Raw genomic sequence first — 17,784 nt, 5'->3', positions numbered from 1 at the left:
TGTCCGGCCATTTTTAACCTCGATTGAATTTTCTCCCAGGCTCATCGCTCTGCTGCAGTAGAGACGTGTTGATTCAGCGTCCTGCCACTGGCCATAGACCGAGAGATGCGCCCATGACTGCCCTGACAAGACTTGAATCCCGGCCTGCCCACGCAGAGTCGATCCCGGCCGCCGGTAGCCTGAAAAATACCTATGCCCAACTGCTGCTCAACGTCGATGACGCGCAGCGCAAATCCCTGGCGCGGATGTTCCTGGTCGAGCAACTTCAACAGGCCCAAGACCTGCCTGAGGAGATGCCCCGGGACCTGTCTGCCTTGCCAGGGTTTGTGGAACAGCACTGCGCGCAGGTAGCGCGCCAGTACGCCGATTATCTGCAACAACGCAAGGATGGCGGCCCACGTCAGTTTTTCAGCAACAAGGCCCATGCGCTGTTCTTCCTGCAGGCTGTCGGACCGACCAAACTGGTGGACGGCGCATGGTTATATGGCTTGTTGAGCCACTGGCGTGACCCGCGGTTCGACGGGCTGATCTGCACCTACTTGGAAGAATTGGGCGACGGCAATCCGGCGCAGAATCACGTTGTGATCTATCGCAAGCTCCTGGCCGAACATGGCCTGGATGACGCCTGCGCGCTGCCCGACGAGCGATACCTGCAAGGCGCGATTCAGCTGGCGCTGGGCGAGTGCAGCGATGACTTCATGCCTGAAGTCATCGGCTACAACCTCGGTTATGAACAACTGCCGTTGCACCTGCTGATCAGCGCCTATGAACTGAGCGAACTGGGCATAGATCCCTACTATTTCACGCTCCATGTCACCATCGATAACGCCAGCACCGGCCACGCGCAAAAAGCCGTGCAGTCGGTGCTGCAGCTGATGCCGCTGGAAGGCGACCGCGAAGAGTTCCTGAGTCGGGTTGCTGCTGGCTATCGACTGAACGATCTGGGGCAGGGCAGTCGCGCGATTATTGAGTCGTTCGACCTTGAGCAAGAGCTGCTGGGCATGCTCGAACGCAAGCGTCCGTTCGGCCAGCACATGCATTCGGACTATTGCCGTTTCGAGGGCAAGACGGTCAATCAGTGGTTGTCTTCACCCGAGCAATTGCCCGGTTTCCTCAGTGCCATGGAAAACAAGGGCTGGATCAAGCGTCACCAGGATCCGCAGGGCAGCCGGTTCTGGCAGATGATTGTGGGCGATGGTGCGGCGATGTTCGGTGTGTTCAGCCCTTATGAGAAACAATTGCTGCATGACTGGATCGCTGGAGACTGGGCGCCCGAGCGGGCCAGGCCGGCACATCGGCGTGTAGTCAGTGCCGCCCGGGTTCCCGAGCTGCCGATCAGTGACCCTGACGTGCAGACGCTGCAAGCTTCCCTCGCGGGGCTGGATCCCCATGCACAGATGTCCGTGTTGATCCCGTGGCTGTCAGCCCATCGTCACTCGCACCCGGCGGGATTGCTCGCCACGCGGCACTACATCGAACTCAAATCCAGCCTGCGCTAGGGAGCTGCACATGAATCAGGAAGAACGACTGGACGCCGACGAACTGGCTCTATTACAGCTGGGAAGACGCTTGCAGGCGGACGGCTATCGTTTTGTCACGCCCACGCCGCTGACCCACCAGCGGGTACTCGACCGCGACGCCACACGCCCGGCAAAAAACCTGCGAGACGTCTACGGCTGGTCGCGGACATTCGAGTCCGGGCTGCTGCCTGCCGATGAACAGCGCCAGCTGCAGCAGGCTGGGGTCCTGCAGGACAGCCACGGGCGGCTGAAAAGTCGCGTGCGCTGGTCGAGCCTCGACGATTTGCTCTTTGCGCACTCGGGCTTTCCCACTGAAGCGGCTGATTCGGTATTTTTTGGGCCGGACAGTTATCGCTTTGCGCAGCTGATCCACAGCCACCTGCAGCAGAGCTTTGCGCCGATTCGCCGTGCCGTGGATATTGGTTGCGGCGCTGGCGTCGGTGCAATCGTGATTGCCCGGGCGCGCCGTGAAGCGCAAGTGCTGGCGGTCGATATCAACCCGGCGGCATTGCGCCTGACCACGGTCAATGCCGCCCTGGCCGAGGTGGCCAATATCACAGTGGAGATCAGCGACGTGCTGCAGGACGTCGACGGCCAGTTTGATCTCATAGTCGCCAATCCGCCGTACATGGCCGACCCCGGTGAGCGCGCCTACCGCCATGGCGGTGGTGAGTTCGGCGAGCAGTTGTCGGTGCGCATCGTCGAACAGGCGCTCAATCGCCTGGCAGCCGGGGGCTCGCTGGTACTGTACACGGGGGTGGCCATGGTCGAGGGGCGTGATCCATTCCTTGAGGCCTTGTCACCGCGCCTGGCCTCGCCACTGTTCGCGTGGACTTACCGCGAGATCGATCCCGATGTGTTTGGCGAGGAACTCTTGACTCCGGGTTATCAGCGGGTCGAGCGGATTGCAGTGGTAGCGTTGATCGTCACGCGCATCGGCCCCGGCATCGGGGGCAGCGTTGCAACGGCATCAGGGGAGTGAGCCATGACCCGGAACCTCGACGATTACAACCGCATGCGCGACTTTTCCGCGACTTCCGAGCCGGCGGCGAAACGACCAGGTAAGAAAAAGGCCAAAAACCACGCCTTGCAGTTCTGCATCCAGAAGCATGACGCTTCGCGCCTGCACTATGATTTCCGCCTGGAGCTCGACGGAGCCCTGAAGAGCTGGGCGGTTCCCAAGGGGCCGTCCCTGGATCCCAAGGTCAAGCGCCTGGCGGTGCATGTCGAGGATCACCCGATCGATTACGCGACCTTCGAGGGCAGTATTCCCGAGGGGTATTACGGGGCCGGTGATGTGATCGTCTGGGATCGCGGGGTGTGGATACCCCAGGAGGATCCGGCCCAAGCCTACGCCAAGGGCAAGCTCAAGTTCGAACTGCAGGGCGAGAAGCTCAGCGGGCTGTGGAACCTGGTGCGCACGCACATGCCGGGTAAACAGGAGCAGTGGTTCCTGATCAAGCATCAGGACAGCGCGGCCAAGCCCGAGAGCGATTACGACGTGGTCGTCGCCGCGCCCGACAGCGTGCTCAGCGACCGCACCATCCTGCCGAAAAAGGCCAAGACCGCCGCCAAACCCAAGCCCGTCAAAAAGCCCGCATCCAAGGTCGCCCCTGAAGGCCAGTCGGCCAAGCTGACCGGCGCTCACAAGGCCAAGCTCCCGGAGCTGATCAAGCCGGAACTGGCAACCTTGGTCGAAAAAGCCCCGGATGGCGAATGGAGCTATGAGATCAAGTTCGACGGCTATCGAATCATGGCGCGTATCGACCATGGCCAGGTCAAGCTCTTCACTCGCAACGGCCATGACTGGACACACAAACTGCCGGCGCAAGCCAAGGCGCTGACCGACCTGGACCTCGAGTCGGCCTGGCTCGACGGTGAGATGGTGGTAGCCAACGAGCAGGGAGTTCCAGATTTCCAGGCCCTGCAAAATGCCTTCGAAGAGGGCAGCAGTGGCAACATCCTTTACTACCTTTTCGACATGCCATACCTCAACGGCGTCGACCTGCGTGAAGTGCCGGTGGAAGAACGTCGGGTGGCACTGGCGACGGTCCTCAGAACTCACGAAGATCCCTTGCTGCGGTTTTCCGACTCATTCGGCGAAGCGCCGGATGCCCTGCTCACCAGCGCTTGCCAGATGCAGATGGAAGGCCTGATCGGCAAGCGCCTGGGCTCGCCTTATGTGTCGCGGCGCAGTGGTGACTGGATCAAGCTCAAGTGCAAGCATCGGCAGGAATTCGTGGTGGTGGGTTACACCGATCCAAAGGGCTCGCGCAGTGCCTTCGGCGCTTTGTTGTTGGGCTTGCATGATCGCGACAGCGGCAAATTGCGCTATGCCGGCAAGGTGGGCACCGGGTTCAACGAAACGACACTGAAGAGCATCTACGCGCAGCTGCTGCCGTTGAAGGCGAAGAAAGCCTCGGTGGCTAACCCGCCCTCGGGGTTCGATGCCAAGGGTGTGCACTGGCTCAAGCCGGTGTTGCTGGCGGAAATCGCCTTTGCCGAAATGACCAAGGACGGCTCTGTGCGCCACGCGGTGTTCCATGGCTTGCGTGACGACAAGCCGGCCAAAGACATCACTGAGGAGCGCCCAGCCGTGGTGAAAAAAAGCGCTGCATCGGCGCCTGCTGCCGAGAAATCTGCTACCAGGAAACCTTCAGCCAAAAAGCCTGCCGGCAAAAAAGCCGCCGCAGAACAAGCCAGCCCGGCACCATCCCAGGCGGGGCTTGCTGCAGGCAAGGTACGTATTACGCATCCGGACCGGGTGATCGATGCCAGCAGTGGCACCACCAAGATGCAACTGGCTGAGTATTACGCCCGAGTCGCCGAATTCATCCTGCCCGAACTGAAGGGTCGCCCGGTCGCCCTGGTGCGTGCTCCGGATGGCATCGCCGGCGAGCTGTTCTTCCAGAAAAACGCCGAGCGCCTCGCGATCCCGGGCATCACTACCCTCGACAAGGACATTACCGGGCAGCCGGTGATGATGATCAACAACGCCGAAGCGCTGATCGGTGCCGTGCAGATGAGCACGGTGGAACTGCATACCTGGAATGCCACGTCCGACAAGCTGGACAAGCCTGACCGATTCATCCTCGACCTCGACCCCGACCCGGCGCTGCCTTGGAAAAGCATGGTCGAGGCGACTCAGCTGACCCTGTCGGTGCTGGATGAACTGGGGCTTAAGGCTTTCCTCAAGACCAGTGGTGGCAAAGGTATTCATGTGGTGGTGCCGCTGACCCGCAAACTTGGCTGGGATGAGGTGAAAGAATTCAGTCACGCGATTGTCAGCCACATGGCGAAACTGCTGCCCGAACGCTTTTCTGCGGTCTCCGGACCGAAAAACCGCGTCGGTCGGATATTCATCGACTACCTGCGCAACGGCCTCGGCGCCACGACGATCTGCTCCTATGCGGTGCGCACCCGTGAAGGGCTGCCGGTGTCGGTGCCGATTTTCAGGGAGGAGGTAGAAGAGCTGAAGGGCGGTAATCAATGGAATGTGCACAACGTGCATGAACGCCTTGCCGAGGTCGGCCATGAGCCCTGGGCAGACCTGAAAAAAACCCGCCAGACCATCACCGCCGATATGCGCCGTCGTGTTGGAATGAAAAAATAGGCCCCACTAGGGGTTAATTGCGGGCTTCAGAGTTTGCTGGAATTGCCCTTGATCTGCGTTTCAGGCATCTCTGAGCAGGTCATTGGCATTGAGCAATTCATAAGCCACTTCAGGATGCTTCTCCAACCCGCGCCGAATGGCCGCCGGGATCGATGCACGGGTCTTGCGGCACAAGCCGGGCAGTTCGGCGATCGAAATGGCGATGCCGCGCATGGTCCGGACTTCGTTGAAGCCTGGCGCAATGTCAACGCGGATACCCAGTTGTTCGTGCATGCGTCGCTGCAAGCGCTCCAGGTCACCAAGGCTCTGCAGGTTCTCCAGACGCTCGAGCAGACGTTTTTCTTCCGCACGGGTCAGCAGCAGGATGCGCACGTCTGCGCCCGGGGTTTCCAACAGCGGATCGCGCCCGCAATCGCAGGCGCCGGGAGGGCAGGGTTGGCGGAACGCGGGCATGTTGGTCATGGTGGTCAATCATAGCAGCCCAATCGGCTGCCGAAACTACCTTCAACCCCACACCGAAACAATGCCGCGCACAAATCCCGCGCCCGACGAGGCCCCTTGTGGGGCCCCACAAAACCTGTGGGAGCGGGGCTCGCCCGCGATAGCGGTGTGTCGGGCAATACAGTCATTGCCTGACCCACCACGACACCGAGCACACCTCTCACCCCCCAGAGGCTTACCTCACTTCAACACCAACAACCGTGATACGCCGTCCTCGGTTTCAATACCGTGCGTATCATGGGTGAAGCCCGGGAAGGACTTGTCGAAGTTCTCCAGCGCCTTCAGATATGCCAGCAATGGCCCATCCGCAGGTCCTGCGTTCTCGCCCGGCATCAGCAGCGGAATACCCGGTGGATAAGGCACGATCCCGGTTGCGACAATGCGGCCGGCAGCTTCTTCCAGGGTCACCAGTTCGACTTCGTTCCTCACCAGCTTCTCGTAGGCTTCCACCGGGCTGAACTCGGCTTGCGGCAGCATGCCGAAGGCCTGGGCCATGGTGGAAGTGGTCTTGTTCTCTTTCATGGCGGCGAAAATCTCGTCGGCCAGGTTCTTCAGGCCCATGCCGGCATAGCGCTGCTGGTTCGCGGCCAACAAGTCCGGCAGGCACAGTTCGAGCTCCACGTTCTCGTCGTAGTCACGCTTGAAGTCGAGCAGGGCGTTGACCAGCGTGCCCCATTTGCCTTTGGTGATACCGATGGAGAACAGGAACAGGATGGTGAAGTCAGTGGTTTTTTCCACCACGATGCCCTGGCGACCGAGGTACGCCGTCAGCACGCATGCGGGAATACCGGATTCCAGCAAATTGCCATCGTCGCCCATGCCCGGGCTCAGCACCGACACCTTGATCGGGTCGAGCATGCAGTAGCCGTCTTCGATGTCGCCAAAGCCGTGCCACACCTCGTTCGGGTGCAGGACCCAGCAGTTCGGCTCGCTTTTGAGCAGTACCGGGTCGACTTCGTGGAACGGCACCGCCGCTGCGCCGACTTGCACGGTCGGAGGCTGCCAGCAGGTGAAGAACCACTGGTCATCGCTCGCCATCTCATGGTGCATGCGCGAGATGACCTGGCGGAAGCTGATCGCTTCTTCGATGGATTCAGTGGTGAGGATTTGCCCGCTGGGCGCTTCCATCATCGCCGAGCTGACGTCGCATGAGGCCATGATCGCGTAGTTCGGCGAGGTTGAGGCGTGCATCATGTACGATTCGTTGAAGCGTGCATGGGGGATCGGATTACGGCCGTTACGCACGTGAATCATCGACGCCTGGGACAGTGCGGCCAGCAGTTTGTGGGTCGATTGGGTGGCGAACACGGTCGGCCGGGATTCGTCGTGATCCTCAGGGGCGCCATGCATGGCGAAGCGTTCGCGGTACAGCGGGTTGAACCGCGCATAGCCGTACCAGGCCTCGTCGAAATGCAGACGATCGACGCTTTCCCCCAGCAATTTCTCGACTCGGGTGACGTTGTAGGTCAGGCCATCGTAGGTAGAGTTGGTGACGATGGCGTGGACGGGCGTCGGATCGATGCCTTCCTTGACCAGTGGGTTGTTGGCAATTGCCGCCTTGACGCCCTCGGCGCTCAACGTCTGCGGGAGGATGGGGCCAATGATGCCGTAGCGGTTGCGGGTCGGCACCAGGTAGGTCGGAATGGCCCCCGACAGTGTCATCGCGTGTTCAGCCGACTTGTGGCAATTGCGGTCGCACAGGGCAATCTGATCGCGGGTGACGCTCGCCATCAGAATGACGCGGTTGGACATCGAGGAGCCGTTGGTCACGTAATAGGTGCGGTGGGCACCGAAGACTTTGGCGGCGTAGCGCTCGCCCTGGCCGATCGGGCCGCTGTGATCGAGCAGCGAACCGAGCTCACCGACCGAAATCGACAGGTCGGAGCGCAGCAGGTTCTCCCCGAAGAACTCGTAGAAAGCGCGTCCCGCAGTGCTTTTCAGGAAGGCGGTGCCACCGGCATGGCCTGGGGTGTGCCACGAGTATTCATAGGATCGGGAGAACTTGACGAGTGCACCGAACATCGGCGGCAGCGCAGCCTGACGGTAGCGCTCGATGGCCGCCATGATGCGGCCGCTGAGGAAACGACTGGTGTCTTCCGGTAGCCAGATGAAGTCATCGGCGTGCTGCATCACCACCAGCGGAATGCTCGAGGCGGTACTGCGGTCGCTGATCAGGAATACCGGCACCCGAGTGTTGCGTTCGCGCAGGGTGGTCAGCAGCTTGATGCATTCCTGATGGCCTTCACTCTCGTCCATCTCCCAGCTGAGCAATACGCACTGGATGGCCGAGTCCGAACGCAGGATCGACGTCGCGTCGCTCAGGCTTTCCGACATCAGCACGCTGATGGAGCGTTGTTCCACGTCATGGATCAGTTGATCCAGGGCACGACCGAAGACGGTGCGTTTGTCCGGGGGAGCGCCCACGACCAGCGTGAGCATTCCCAGTGAGTGCTTATATTCCGTCATGATCTAACCTCCACAGGTACAGCTTTCAAATGATTCACCGGCACCGGTTCGCCCGTAATGTGCTGGGCGCTGACCGTCTGTGTCGGCACGCTATTGTTGTGCGCTTCGAGCGCGATGAGGCGGTTGTTGACGAAGCTGAACAGGGTGTAGCCGAAGATCGTCGCAACGCCGCCGAGCATGAGTGCCTGCTCGCCGGAGCTGTACAACGCCAGATAGCTGTAGGCCGTGGCAATCCAGGCAATGATGTTGGTGGCCAGTGCCTTGCCTGCGGGTACGTTGGAAACCTTCTGGATCGTCATCAAGGCCGCCATGGACAGGATGTACGGCACCAGGTTGGTGACCACCGCCAGGTTGACGAGGATGTCGAACTGCTTGCTCAGGTCGGGGCTGATGGTCAATAGACCGATCGCTGTCTGCAGCGCCAGCAGGATCAACATGCCCACGATCGGCGTGCCGGTCTTGGTGGCCTTGGCGAAGATCGGCAGGAAGTAGCCGGTGTCAGCCGAGCTTTTGAACACCTGGGCAATGGTGAACTGCCAGCCCAGCAAAGAGCCGATGCAAGCGAGGATCATGGTCCCCATCACGATGTCACCAATCATCGGGGTGAACATCTTGGCAAACACCAGCCCGAAAGGTGCGGTGGAGGAGGCGAGTTCCGGGTTGTCGACGATGCCGGCGATGACGTTGGTCGAGACGATGTAGATCACCGCCGCCCCAAGCGTGCCGCCCAGAACCGCGATCGGGACGTTTTTCTCCGGGTTTTCCACGGCGTCGGTGTTGGCACACGCCGACTCCAGGCCCAGGAAAGCCCACAACGTGATCGCCACCGAAGCCCCCGCTGCTTCCAGATAGCCCATGTTGTGCGGGTTCCATCCCGCCGCGTAGACGCTGCTGTCGAACCAGAACCAGCCGATCGTGGACACCAGTACCACAGGTGCGATCACGCCCCAGACAGTGACCGAACCGATTTTGCCGGTGATCCGTGCGCCGCCGAAGTTGGCGAACGTGGTGATCCACAGCAACGCAATGGTCGCCAGGCCTACTTGCAGCGAATCCAGTTTGACGTCGAACAGCGTCTGTATATAGCCGACCGCCGTAATGCTGATCGCCACGTTGGCAATCAACAGCGAGACGCCGTAGGTGTAGTTGGTCAGGTAGTTGCCGGGCTTGCCGAAGGTGTATTCAGCGTAGCCGCCCATACCGCCCGTTTTGCGGCTAAGCATCCCACAGCGCGCGAAGGCGTAAGCCAGTGCCAGGGAACCGGTGGCTGTTATCAGCCAGGAGAGGATAGAAATTCCGCCGACTTCGGCGAGTTTGGTTGGCAACAATATGATGCCGGACCCCAACATGTTGACGGCTGTCAACATTGTCAGTTGCCCTACCGTCATTTTCTTTGCGACTGACATTCCGTTGCCTCACTTTAGAACATTGGGAGTATTAGCTATAGCTAACAAAATGGATGTTGCAAGAAATGTCTTGCCTTTATCAAGAATTATTCTCATGTAGCGGTAAGGCATTTTACTGGCCCCGAACACTGTGGGATTTGATCAGAATCAATTTAATTTCAGATTGTTAGGATCGAATCTACATGCGCAGTGTGATGATCGCGTTAATGTCGTGCGGGCTGGCCAGTGTGGCGACGATGGCCGAAGCCAGGGAACTGAAGACGAATGATCGTTACATGTGCAGCTGGGGCGCGGGGACGGCCGCTAAAGCCCAGGAGTTGAAGCTGGCGGGAGTGTCGCTGTACGCAGCGCGGCAGAAGCTGCAGACCTACAAATTCACCAAGCCGTGGATGCGCATGATGGCTATGGGCATCACCGAACAGATCTACGACAGCCCCTCGCGGATCAAGCCGGCGGCAATCCGCCAGGGCTTTTATGAGGATTGTGTGCGGTACAAGCTGGCACGTCGGTAAACACTCTGGAATTCCATGCGTTCCCCGTAGGCGCTGCCGCAGGCTGCGATCTTTTGATCCTGGAAAATCAAAAGATCGCAGCCTCGTTTCACTCGGCAGCTCCTACACGGTCAGGGTTGTGCAGGGCATTTGTGCAGCACATCGGACTCTACGGGTTCTCCATTCCCGGACCCCTATCCTCAACCGTCTCCTATACTGACCCGTCCAGCAGTTTCCCAACCCTTCACCTCGAGGAGAACGCACATGACCATTCGTATTGGCGACGAAGCACCGGATTTCACCGTCGAGAGCACCGAGGGCACGCTGCATTTCCATGAATGGATTGGCGATCAGTGGGCCATCCTGTTTTCCCACCCCAAGGACTTCACCCCGGTGTGCACCACTGAACTTGGCTACATGGCCGGGCTCAAGCCCGAGTTCGACAAGCGCAACACCAAGATCGTCGGGCTCAGCGTTGACCCGGTGGGCAACCATCAAAGCTGGGCCAAGGACATCGAGGAAACCCAGGGCCACGCGGTCAATTACCCCATGATTGGCGACGAGAACCTGGTGGTGGCCAAGCTCTACGACATGATCCACCCCAATGCCAGTGGCGGCGCGCGCACGGCCGTGGACAACGCCACCGTGCGCTCGGTGTTCATCATCGGCCCGGACAAGAAGATCAAGGCCATGCTGATCTACCCAATGAGCGCCGGGCGCAACTTCGATGAAGTGCTGCGACTGCTCGATGCCATCCAGCTCAATGCCAAACACACCGTGGCCACTCCGGTGAACTGGCGCCCGGGCGAGGACGTGATCATCCCGACTTCGGTTTCCGATGAGGACGCGAAGAAGAAGTACCCGGACGGTTTTAAAACGGTAAAACCCTATTTGCGCACAGTGGCGCAACCGAAATAGCTCAGTTGCCCATCCCGTCTTCAATCGCGATGCCTTGTGCCCGCATCGCCTTGATCAGCTCGGCGCGGGTGCCGGGAAAATTGAGCATGGTGGCTGCCCGCAGCCGGGTGACTTCCTCGGTGCTGTACGGTTGATAGTTGGCCGGCATGCTAGTGCCGGCCATGCCATCTTCGCGCAACAGCCAGTTGAGCAAGTCGGCCAGTTGCGCGTTGTTCAGCGCCGACTGTGACATGCCCGGCACTCGCACGAGAAACTCGCGCCCGCCCGGCACCTTGAGAAAATTGCCGACGAACCCGGTCATGCGTGGCGTGTCGTTGGCCGGGGAGCCCATGCCATTGCCCAGGTGACACCCGGCGCATTGCAGCTGGTAGTTCACGCCAACGCTGTAGCCCGCGTCGGCGATGGGTTTTTGTGGTGCTTCATTACCCGGTGCATGGCGCTGCGCCGGGTTGGGGATGGCCCGCGCATGAACGAGCGGGGCGGTCATGGCGCAGACCAGACCGAAGATGAGCAACCTGTGCATTAACAACACCTCTGCGAAAAAGCCGTCGATTACCTGAGCAACCAACGGCTTGTGTGCACTAGACAGCGACGCCGCGGATGATCGAAACCGTGCAGTGGTAGATGTGCGATTTGGCGGCCAGGCACCAGTTCACGTCGTTGTTGTTGAACGGGCGGTAGGCCGGCTCTTCACTGTCGTTACGGGTGCAGGCACATTGCGCGCAGCTTTGTTTGCCGCAGCAATCGTTGTACGAAATGATGTAGTCCTTGTTGTCGGCCGGGTTGCGGCAGGTGCCGATCCAGGTCACCTGCGAGGCTTCGGTGCCCGGCGGGCAGGAGGTTACCGAGCCGCCGCAGCAGCTGCACAGGAAACCGTCGATGGAGCAGTAGCGCCAGTAGTCGCAGCTGTTCGGGTCACCGGGGTCTCCGGCTTTCGGGTTATCGGCGGCCAGCGCCTTGCTGGTGCGATCCAGTGGCAGCAGCAGGGGCAGTGCGGCACCGGCGACCATCAGCGAGCCCATTCGCGCCAGCAGTTTGCGTCGCGAGGTCGTATCGGCGACTCGACGGGATGAACGCTCAAACAACAGATCCAGCAATTTCATAACAGTCTCCCTGCCTAATCAGTGGCTATGGCCATGGCTGTGGTCATGCGCATGGGGGTGCGGCTGGCTGTTCAGGTATTCCTGCAGCGTTGCGCTTTTCAGGTGCTCGACTTCGAACAGGCTGTCCAGGTGCTCTCGGGAATTGACCAGGCCCTTGGCGCGGAGAGTGCCAGCCTTGTCGATCAAAGCGGCGTAGGGCAGCTTGCCGATCTGGTAGGTCATGCCCACTTCCGGGCCGACTACGTAGGTCACGTCGTCGAGCTTGTGTTCGCGGATCAGCGTTTGCTGAGCGTCCATGTCGCCATCGCTGATGAACACCACGTCGAGGCGATCGGCCTGTTCCCGGGCAATCGACTTGATTGCCGGCAGCAGCGACTTGCAGATCGGGCAGGTCGGCGACAGGAAGAACAGCAGCTGGGATTTTTCGCCGGCGTAGCCGAAGTTCACCGGGCGACCCTTGCGGTCGGATGCGGTCACTTGCGGCGCGGGCTCGTTCACGGCCACGCCTTTATCGACCATCAGTGCGCCAGCCGGTGCGATGCGCCCGTGCAGCACGCCAATTTGACGCACCAGGCCCATTACGGCGAACGCCAGGGCCAGCAGCAAAATCCAGAGCAACGCATTTGAAACGATTAAGCCGTCCATTGATCACCTACCAATCAGTTTGAGCAGAAGAGGGGAGTTCGCCAGCAAGCCATCGGCTGCGGCGTAAATCAGCAGCGCCACGGCGCTGGCGGCGATGGTCACAAAGCCGTCGAATAGATTCAGGTCACGGGCCAGCGGCACCACGCTTGCGAGTAACGCCAGGGCGATCAGCACGCTGTTGCGCAGCAGCAGGATCGGGCGCAACGGCTGCACCTGGTCAGGCCCGGCACAGCCGCAGTCGATGTCCCGCCGGCCACGCCGCAGGTTGATGCCGATGGCGGCGGCGTACAGAGTGATCAGGCCAGCGGCGGTCAGCGCTGCCCATGAGCGACTGACGGGAACCAGCAGCGCGAAGGCAATCGTCAGTTCCAGCAGCGGCATTACCCGTGCACCGGGTCGCACCAGGGCCTCAGGCAGCAACTGATAGTCCGCCAGTTGTTTGGCAAACCGTGCCGGCGCGCGCAACTTGTGGGTCGCGGCGCTGGCCAGCAGCACGGCGATGGCCAGGGCGCTGGCGATAATGAAAATCGGATCAATGTGCATGGTCGGGCCTCGTCAGTAGCTCATGACCTGTGTCGCGGTTTTCGCGACTTTGGCCATGCTGCCGGTGAGCTTGTTGGTCTTGAGGTCGAAAATCTGCAAGCCGCCTTCCACGTCGGTGCCGAGCAACAGCGGGTTGTCGTCGCCGGTGGCCTGCATGCTCCACACGGGCACCGGCGCTTCCAGGGTCGCGACTTTCTTTTGGGTTTTCAGATCAAAGGCCCAGATCAGCGGGCTCGGGTCTTCCCACTTCATCGGTTCGTGGGCGTCGTGCATCAGCACATACAAGCGGTTCAATTTTGGTGCCACCGCCATCAGCTGCCAGCCACCGGGGGCCCAGCCGGCTTTCTTTTCTTCGTCGCTGCTGAGCGACCAGGCCGGCAGGATTTTTGGCGCATCGGCGGCGAAATCCACCGGGCGTATGGTGCCGGTGGTCGTGGTGAAGTAGTAGGTATCGCCCACATTCACGGCGCGTTCCACGAGCTTTTCTGCGTTGGGGTCGAAGAATGGCGTGCGGCTGCGGGCGGTTTCCACGCCCTGATCATTCAGGGTGACTACCTGCAGGCTGCCATCGCCGCACAGTGAGGCGAAACGACGATTGCCGACCGGATAGTTGAGCACGCACCCGGGGATGGCGATCTCCGAAGTGACGGCCTTGGCCTGGGTATCGACCACCGTCACGGAGGTCGACGGGGTGAAGTTGTAGACGTAGACGAAGCGATCATCGGCACTGGTTTTCAGGCCGTAGCGCTGGGTCAGCGACTCGGCGCGTTTGGTCGGTATCAGCAATTCCCAGGCCGGCGACAGGGTCGAGCTGTCCCAGGCGGTCAGCACATCGGTGCGGGTACCACGGGTGCCGCGGGAGTAGAAGATGTCGGCGCTGTAGAGGGTCTTCTGGTCGTGGCTGAGCGTCGAGGGCGCGGCGAAGCCGGTGGGCACCATGCCGAGGATGCGTTTTTTGTCGGGGTCGACCACGGTGACGCGGCCCGTCACGAAACTTTCGAATTCGACATCGACGATGAACGTACGGTGGGCTTCCGGTGGAAAGGCCAGAACGGTCTGGCCGATCGTGTCAGCGGGCAGGTCCGCGCTGGCATTGTTCAAACCGAGTACTAGCAGGCTCAGACTCAGCGCTGACTGTACGGTGATCCTGGTGGCTCGCATTAGGGGCAACTCCCTGAATTATTGTTCACGCGAATCGCGGGTGCAGACGCAGATTTTTGCAGTTCAATTCTGCCTTGCCGGGCAATGCGGAGAATTGCTGTGGCTGCCAAGTGGTTGTGTGTCTGTGCCATTGATTGGCAAATGCCGACAGAACACGTAAAAATCCCTCGGGCAGCGGTGATTGCTGGCGTTTCCACTCGTCTGGTAGTCGCGCTTGACCCCTAAACAATGCTGGTACGACGATGCTGGAGCCTGAAGAATGGCGAGCCTGTGGCAGGCAAGGGAAGGGGGCGGCCAGTTGCGAACATTCGCCGAACCGCTCGACGAAGCGGTCGAAAAATAAAAAAAACACGTGAGGCTTTGCAGTGATGATGAGTTCTTCGACGGTTCGCAATGAGGCGTTCGAACAATGGTTGAGCCAGGTCAACCAAGCCTGCGGGCGATTTGACGCGCGGGTGCTGGACAGCGATTTTTATGGCGAGCTGGCGGAGTTTCGCAGTGGCGCCATCAACCTCAGTGTCGTCGACATGGCACACGTGCACCTGTATCGCACCAGCAAGGACGTTAGCGTTAGCAGTGACGGGCATTATTACGCCGTGTTCCAGATGCGCGGCAGTTCGCAGCTGGAGCAGGGCGACAATCGTACCCGCCTGGGCCTGGGCGATATCGCCCTGATCGACGCTTGCCGGCCCAGTGACATGACCTACCATGAAGACTCCCGGCAATTGTCATTGATCCTGCCGCGCCAGGTGGTGGAGCGGGGCTCGCACTTCAGTGGTCTGAGCTGCGCCACGCGCATCGCGGCGGGCACGCCACTGGCGGCAATGGCCAATAGGCTGGTGCTGGAAACCCGCCAGCAGGAAGGCCTGGACATGCAGGAAAGCGAGGCGGTCCTGGATGCGCTGGCCAGCTTGTTGTTGCCGGGTATCAGCGCCCGCGACAGTGGCGGCGATGCCCACGAGCGGCAGTTTCGCAAGATCATCGCCTACATCGACGAGCACATCAGCACCGAAGGGCTGTGCCCGGAGACGATCGCTCAAGACGTGGGAATTTCGGTGCGTGGGTTGTACCGGATGTTCTCCAAGCGCGGCTTGGTAGTGGCGCAATACATCAAGCACCGCCGGCTGGATTTCTGCGCGCAAAACCTGCGTGAAAGCCATGGCGAACAGAAACTTTCGGCGCTGTGCTACGCCTGGGGGTTCTCGGATTCCAGCTACTTTTCCTCGGCGTTCAAGGCGCGTTTCGGCGTATCCCCGGGGGCTTATCGCAAGCGATATAGCCAGGCTTGAGCGCGCGGCGACTCAAGCGGTAGGAACGACACCCATCCCCTGTAGGAGCGGCCGCAGGCTGCGATCTTTTGATCTTTCAGGGTCAAAAGATCGCAGGCTTTTGTGTTCGTTCAGGTCAGAAGCCCATCGCAAACACCACCTGGCTATACAGATTCCTGTCATTGCTCCCTAACTGCGTACCACCTTGCTCAGCGCTCTTGTCCGGCTGATACAGCCCCACCAACGGCATCACCGTCAGGTGGTCGTTGACGTGCCATTCGGCATACAGGTCGATTTCATGGCCGTCGGTATTGCCGAGGTTACGGTCGATGGTGTCGTAGTTGAAATACATCGCACCAACACTCAGGTTATCCAGAGGCGCGACTTTCAGCGTCACGTTCTGGATTCGTGAATTGCTATTGAATGGACCCGCATAGTTACCGGCCACTTCCCCCTGGAACCAGGTGCCAAAACCACGACTGAAACCATAGAACAGCGTGTCGTAACCCTCCGAGAAACGGCTGTAGCGGTAGCTGACGTTCGGGGTCCAGGGCGCGTCGGCGAAGGTCCAGCCCGCTTCCAGGTACCAGGCATCTTCGCTGGCGGTGTGAGGTTTGTCCTGTTTGGCGTATTCCCCGGAGAGGAACAGGTCGGGTACTCCGGCATTACCTTGAGCGCGCAGGCTGTAAGTTTTCATGCCGTCACGCTCGAGTTGCAGGGGTGACGCGTATTGCTCGTCGACATCGGTGGAGTCGATGTAGGTCAGGCCCACAGTGCCAGCCTCACTGACGTGCTCGAGGGTGCCGACGTACATCTCGGTTTTCGCTTGCGCGCGGTTGTTCGATTTCAGCCACATCAGATCGCTGCGCCAACCTTCCTTGCCACCCAGGCGCAATACGGCGGTCTGATCGAAAGCTTTGCGTGCGGCCAGCCAGTAGGCGCCCCCGCGGTTAAACTCTCCGTCGGCCAGGCCCTTGCCGATGTTCAGGGCGTCGCCATTGATCAGGAAACCATCGCCAACCACGATGTTCTGCCGGCCGAACGACAGGTCGACACCATCCTCTCCCAGCACTTCGAACACCTTGCCCGAGCGCCAGCCGAGGTAGGCGTCTTCGAACTTGGTGGTGCGCTCGGAACCATCACTGAAGCCGGCGGCATCGCCGTCACCCCAGGTGCCGGAACTGAGCAGGTTTGCCGCGCCATAAGCGGTGCCTTCGCCGGCCAGGCCTTGGTCGAAGCTCAGGCCATATTTGATATAACCCTCGCGCCACGATGAGGAGCCCTGACCAAGGCGGCCGGCAAGCGCATAGTTTTCCTGGCTGTGGAATATGCCAAAGACCGCTTCCAGGGTCGCGTTCAGATGGGTGTCGTCATCGGCATACAGCTCATGGGCGCCGGCATTGCCTGTGCTGATCAGCAGCGCGAGCGTCGAAAGGAGAAGCAAGGGGGACTTGGGCATCGTGTGGCATCCGTTCTTGTTCTTGAACGCAGGGTTGCGGTCTTTTTCGATACTACGGCGGCGACTATCCGAGGCCTTTTGTGTGGTTGCCAAAGAGTTGGCTGTGCATGCCAGAAATCCCGGTTTGGCAGCCCCGCCAATACGACTGGCACGCAGGGCAAATCCTCCAGGCCAGCGACCATCGACAATCCGTTCCAACCTCCCGGTGCACCCGCATCGGTATTTTCAGTGTGGGTGCTCGGCAATTGCGAGCACGCGGATATCAAGGTGCTTTTTCTATGTTCAGCTCGCTGCGATGGCTACTTGTCGGTCTGCTTTCATACACCTTGGCCAGCACCGCGCTGGCCGCAGACTGCGCGCCGGACCAGGGCCACGGCGCCCAGGTGTTCGCCAATGAATGCGCGGTCTGCCATTCGGTGACCAAGGGCCTGACAGGGATGATGGGCCCCAACCTCGCAGGCGTGATCGGACGCAAATCCGGTTCCCTCGAAGGCTTCAACTATTCCCAGGCCATGCGCAGTAAAGACATCGACTGGCAAGCCGGGAACATCGAGCAATTGATCGCTCAGCCCCAGGCGTTCGTGCCGGGAACCTACATGCCCTACATGGGCCTCGCTTCTGCGGACGATCGCCAGGCGGTCGTGTGCTACCTCAAAGAACAACAATAATCGGCCGGTGTACGCGCCGGAC

17 protein-coding genes are annotated in these 17,784 nt (G+C 60.3%); 7 read left to right on the top strand and 10 right to left on the bottom strand.

All coding sequences use genetic code 11. From position 1 onward, the window contains the following. Positions 1 to 113 precede the first annotated feature (113 nt). Genes HYI44_RS02795 through ligD form a run of 3 tightly spaced genes read left to right on the top strand, consistent with a single transcriptional unit; the run spans position 114 to position 5,133 of the window. Positions 114 to 1,499, top strand: a complete 1,386-nt coding sequence (locus tag HYI44_RS02795) for an iron-containing redox enzyme family protein (RefSeq protein ID WP_225568695.1) — start codon at positions 114 to 116, stop codon at positions 1,497 to 1,499. A gap of 10 nt (positions 1,500 to 1,509) precedes the next feature. Beyond that, positions 1,510 to 2,502 (top strand): methyltransferase, encoded by a 993-nt coding sequence (locus HYI44_RS02790; protein ID WP_225568694.1) that lies wholly within the window; start codon positions 1,510 to 1,512, stop codon positions 2,500 to 2,502. Between the two features lie 3 nt (positions 2,503 to 2,505). Beyond that, positions 2,506 to 5,133 (top strand): DNA ligase D, encoded by a 2,628-nt coding sequence (gene ligD, locus HYI44_RS02785; protein ID WP_225568693.1) that lies wholly within the window; start codon positions 2,506 to 2,508, stop codon positions 5,131 to 5,133. A 60-nt stretch (positions 5,134 to 5,193) separates the two neighbouring features. Here ligD and HYI44_RS02780 read toward each other — a convergent pair whose 3' ends face one another. The 3 genes from HYI44_RS02780 to potE all read right to left on the bottom strand — a co-directional run bounded on the left by HYI44_RS02780 (position 5,194) and on the right by potE (position 9,506). Beyond that, positions 5,194 to 5,595, bottom strand: coding sequence for a hypothetical protein (locus HYI44_RS02780; RefSeq protein ID WP_045059020.1), 402 nt, complete (start codon positions 5,593 to 5,595; stop codon positions 5,194 to 5,196). A 219-nt stretch (positions 5,596 to 5,814) separates the two neighbouring features. Continuing rightward, the gene (locus HYI44_RS02775) at positions 5,815 to 8,100 is read right to left on the bottom strand and encodes an Orn/Lys/Arg decarboxylase N-terminal domain-containing protein (protein WP_122838494.1); all 2,286 of its coding nucleotides are present in this window, start codon (positions 8,098 to 8,100) and stop codon (positions 5,815 to 5,817) included. Next, positions 8,097 to 9,506 carry a putrescine-ornithine antiporter gene (potE, locus tag HYI44_RS02770; protein WP_225568692.1) on the bottom strand — a complete coding sequence of 470 codons (1,410 nt, stop codon included), beginning with the start codon at positions 9,504 to 9,506 and terminating at the stop codon, positions 8,097 to 8,099. Before potE ends, HYI44_RS02775 begins: the two co-directional genes overlap by 4 nt. Positions 9,507 to 9,688: 182 nt before the next feature. Between potE and HYI44_RS02765 the strand changes: the two genes are divergently transcribed. Beyond that, a complete protein-coding gene (locus HYI44_RS02765; protein ID WP_225568691.1) occupies positions 9,689 to 10,018 on the top strand; it encodes a hypothetical protein in 330 nt (109 codons plus the stop codon). 243 nt (positions 10,019 to 10,261) lie between these two features. Beyond that, on the top strand, positions 10,262 to 10,915 hold the full coding sequence (locus HYI44_RS02760) for a peroxiredoxin (RefSeq protein ID WP_045059024.1): 654 nt from the start codon (positions 10,262 to 10,264) through the stop codon (positions 10,913 to 10,915). 1 nt (position 10,916) lies between these two features. Here HYI44_RS02760 and HYI44_RS02755 read toward each other — a convergent pair whose 3' ends face one another. Genes HYI44_RS02755 through HYI44_RS02730 form a run of 6 tightly spaced genes read right to left on the bottom strand, consistent with a single transcriptional unit; the run spans position 10,917 to position 14,761 of the window. Then, complete coding sequence (locus HYI44_RS02755) at positions 10,917 to 11,438, bottom strand: cytochrome c (protein WP_225568690.1); 522 nt, start codon at positions 11,436 to 11,438, stop codon at positions 10,917 to 10,919. A gap of 58 nt (positions 11,439 to 11,496) precedes the next feature. Then, on the bottom strand, positions 11,497 to 12,018 hold the full coding sequence (locus HYI44_RS02750; protein WP_122838498.1) for a methylamine dehydrogenase light chain: 522 nt from the start codon (positions 12,016 to 12,018) through the stop codon (positions 11,497 to 11,499). 18 nt (positions 12,019 to 12,036) lie between these two features. After that, positions 12,037 to 12,663 carry a methylamine dehydrogenase accessory protein MauD gene (gene mauD, locus HYI44_RS02745; RefSeq protein WP_225568689.1) on the bottom strand — a complete coding sequence of 209 codons (627 nt, stop codon included), beginning with the start codon at positions 12,661 to 12,663 and terminating at the stop codon, positions 12,037 to 12,039. A gap of 3 nt (positions 12,664 to 12,666) precedes the next feature. After that, positions 12,667 to 13,206 carry a MauE/DoxX family redox-associated membrane protein gene (locus tag HYI44_RS02740; protein ID WP_225568688.1) on the bottom strand — a complete coding sequence of 180 codons (540 nt, stop codon included), beginning with the start codon at positions 13,204 to 13,206 and terminating at the stop codon, positions 12,667 to 12,669. 12 nt (positions 13,207 to 13,218) lie between these two features. Further along, entirely contained in the window at positions 13,219 to 14,367 is a 1,149-nt protein-coding gene (locus HYI44_RS02735) for an amine dehydrogenase large subunit (RefSeq protein WP_201147236.1), read from the bottom strand. A 25-nt stretch (positions 14,368 to 14,392) separates the two neighbouring features. Further along, positions 14,393 to 14,761, bottom strand: coding sequence for a hypothetical protein (locus tag HYI44_RS02730; protein WP_225568687.1), 369 nt, complete (start codon positions 14,759 to 14,761; stop codon positions 14,393 to 14,395). Between HYI44_RS02730 and feaR the strand changes: the two genes are divergently transcribed. Continuing rightward, positions 14,736 to 15,656, top strand: a complete 921-nt coding sequence (gene feaR / locus HYI44_RS02725) for a transcriptional regulator FeaR (RefSeq protein ID WP_225568686.1) — start codon at positions 14,736 to 14,738, stop codon at positions 15,654 to 15,656. The genes HYI44_RS02730 and feaR overlap by 26 nt on opposite strands. Positions 15,657 to 15,771: 115 nt before the next feature. Here feaR and HYI44_RS02720 read toward each other — a convergent pair whose 3' ends face one another. Then, complete coding sequence (locus tag HYI44_RS02720; RefSeq protein WP_225568685.1) at positions 15,772 to 17,094, bottom strand: alginate export family protein; 1,323 nt, start codon at positions 17,092 to 17,094, stop codon at positions 15,772 to 15,774. Positions 17,095 to 17,372: 278 nt separating this feature from the next. On the opposite strand from HYI44_RS02720, the gene HYI44_RS02715 reads away from it, so the two are divergent. Next, entirely contained in the window at positions 17,373 to 17,762 is a 390-nt protein-coding gene (locus HYI44_RS02715; RefSeq protein WP_122838504.1) for a c-type cytochrome, read from the top strand. The last annotated feature ends 22 nt before the right edge of the window (positions 17,763 to 17,784 follow it).

The sequence above is a fragment of the Pseudomonas sp. Y24-6 genome (assembly GCF_020295325.1).
Lineage (GTDB): Bacteria > Pseudomonadota > Gammaproteobacteria > Pseudomonadales > Pseudomonadaceae > Aquipseudomonas > Aquipseudomonas gregormendelii.
Note: the sequence above shows the minus strand (reverse complement) of the source record. Positions and strands in the feature narration are given on the sequence as shown.

Excerpts from the sequence above, each read along its gene's own strand:
- HYI44_RS02795 (WP_225568695.1), top strand. The coding sequence starts at position 114 with ATGACTGCCCTGACAAGACTTGAATCCCGGCCTGCCCACGCAGAGTCG.
- HYI44_RS02790 (WP_225568694.1), top strand. The coding sequence starts at position 1,510 with ATGAATCAGGAAGAACGACTGGACGCCGACGAACTGGCTCTATTACAG.
- ligD (WP_225568693.1), top strand. The coding sequence starts at position 2,506 with ATGACCCGGAACCTCGACGATTACAACCGCATGCGCGACTTTTCCGCG.
- HYI44_RS02780 (WP_045059020.1), bottom strand. The coding sequence starts at position 5,595 with ATGACCAACATGCCCGCGTTCCGCCAACCCTGCCCTCCCGGCGCCTGC.
- HYI44_RS02775 (WP_122838494.1), bottom strand. The coding sequence starts at position 8,100 with ATGACGGAATATAAGCACTCACTGGGAATGCTCACGCTGGTCGTGGGC.
- potE (WP_225568692.1), bottom strand. The coding sequence starts at position 9,506 with ATGTCAGTCGCAAAGAAAATGACGGTAGGGCAACTGACAATGTTGACA.
- HYI44_RS02765 (WP_225568691.1), top strand. The coding sequence starts at position 9,689 with ATGCGCAGTGTGATGATCGCGTTAATGTCGTGCGGGCTGGCCAGTGTG.
- HYI44_RS02760 (WP_045059024.1), top strand. The coding sequence starts at position 10,262 with ATGACCATTCGTATTGGCGACGAAGCACCGGATTTCACCGTCGAGAGC.
- HYI44_RS02755 (WP_225568690.1), bottom strand. The coding sequence starts at position 11,438 with ATGCACAGGTTGCTCATCTTCGGTCTGGTCTGCGCCATGACCGCCCCG.
- HYI44_RS02750 (WP_122838498.1), bottom strand. The coding sequence starts at position 12,018 with ATGAAATTGCTGGATCTGTTGTTTGAGCGTTCATCCCGTCGAGTCGCC.
- mauD (WP_225568689.1), bottom strand. The coding sequence starts at position 12,663 with ATGGACGGCTTAATCGTTTCAAATGCGTTGCTCTGGATTTTGCTGCTG.
- HYI44_RS02740 (WP_225568688.1), bottom strand. The coding sequence starts at position 13,206 with ATGCACATTGATCCGATTTTCATTATCGCCAGCGCCCTGGCCATCGCC.
- HYI44_RS02735 (WP_201147236.1), bottom strand. The coding sequence starts at position 14,367 with ATGCGAGCCACCAGGATCACCGTACAGTCAGCGCTGAGTCTGAGCCTG.
- feaR (WP_225568686.1), top strand. The coding sequence starts at position 14,736 with ATGATGAGTTCTTCGACGGTTCGCAATGAGGCGTTCGAACAATGGTTG.
- HYI44_RS02720 (WP_225568685.1), bottom strand. The coding sequence starts at position 17,094 with ATGCCCAAGTCCCCCTTGCTTCTCCTTTCGACGCTCGCGCTGCTGATC.
- HYI44_RS02715 (WP_122838504.1), top strand. The coding sequence starts at position 17,373 with ATGTTCAGCTCGCTGCGATGGCTACTTGTCGGTCTGCTTTCATACACC.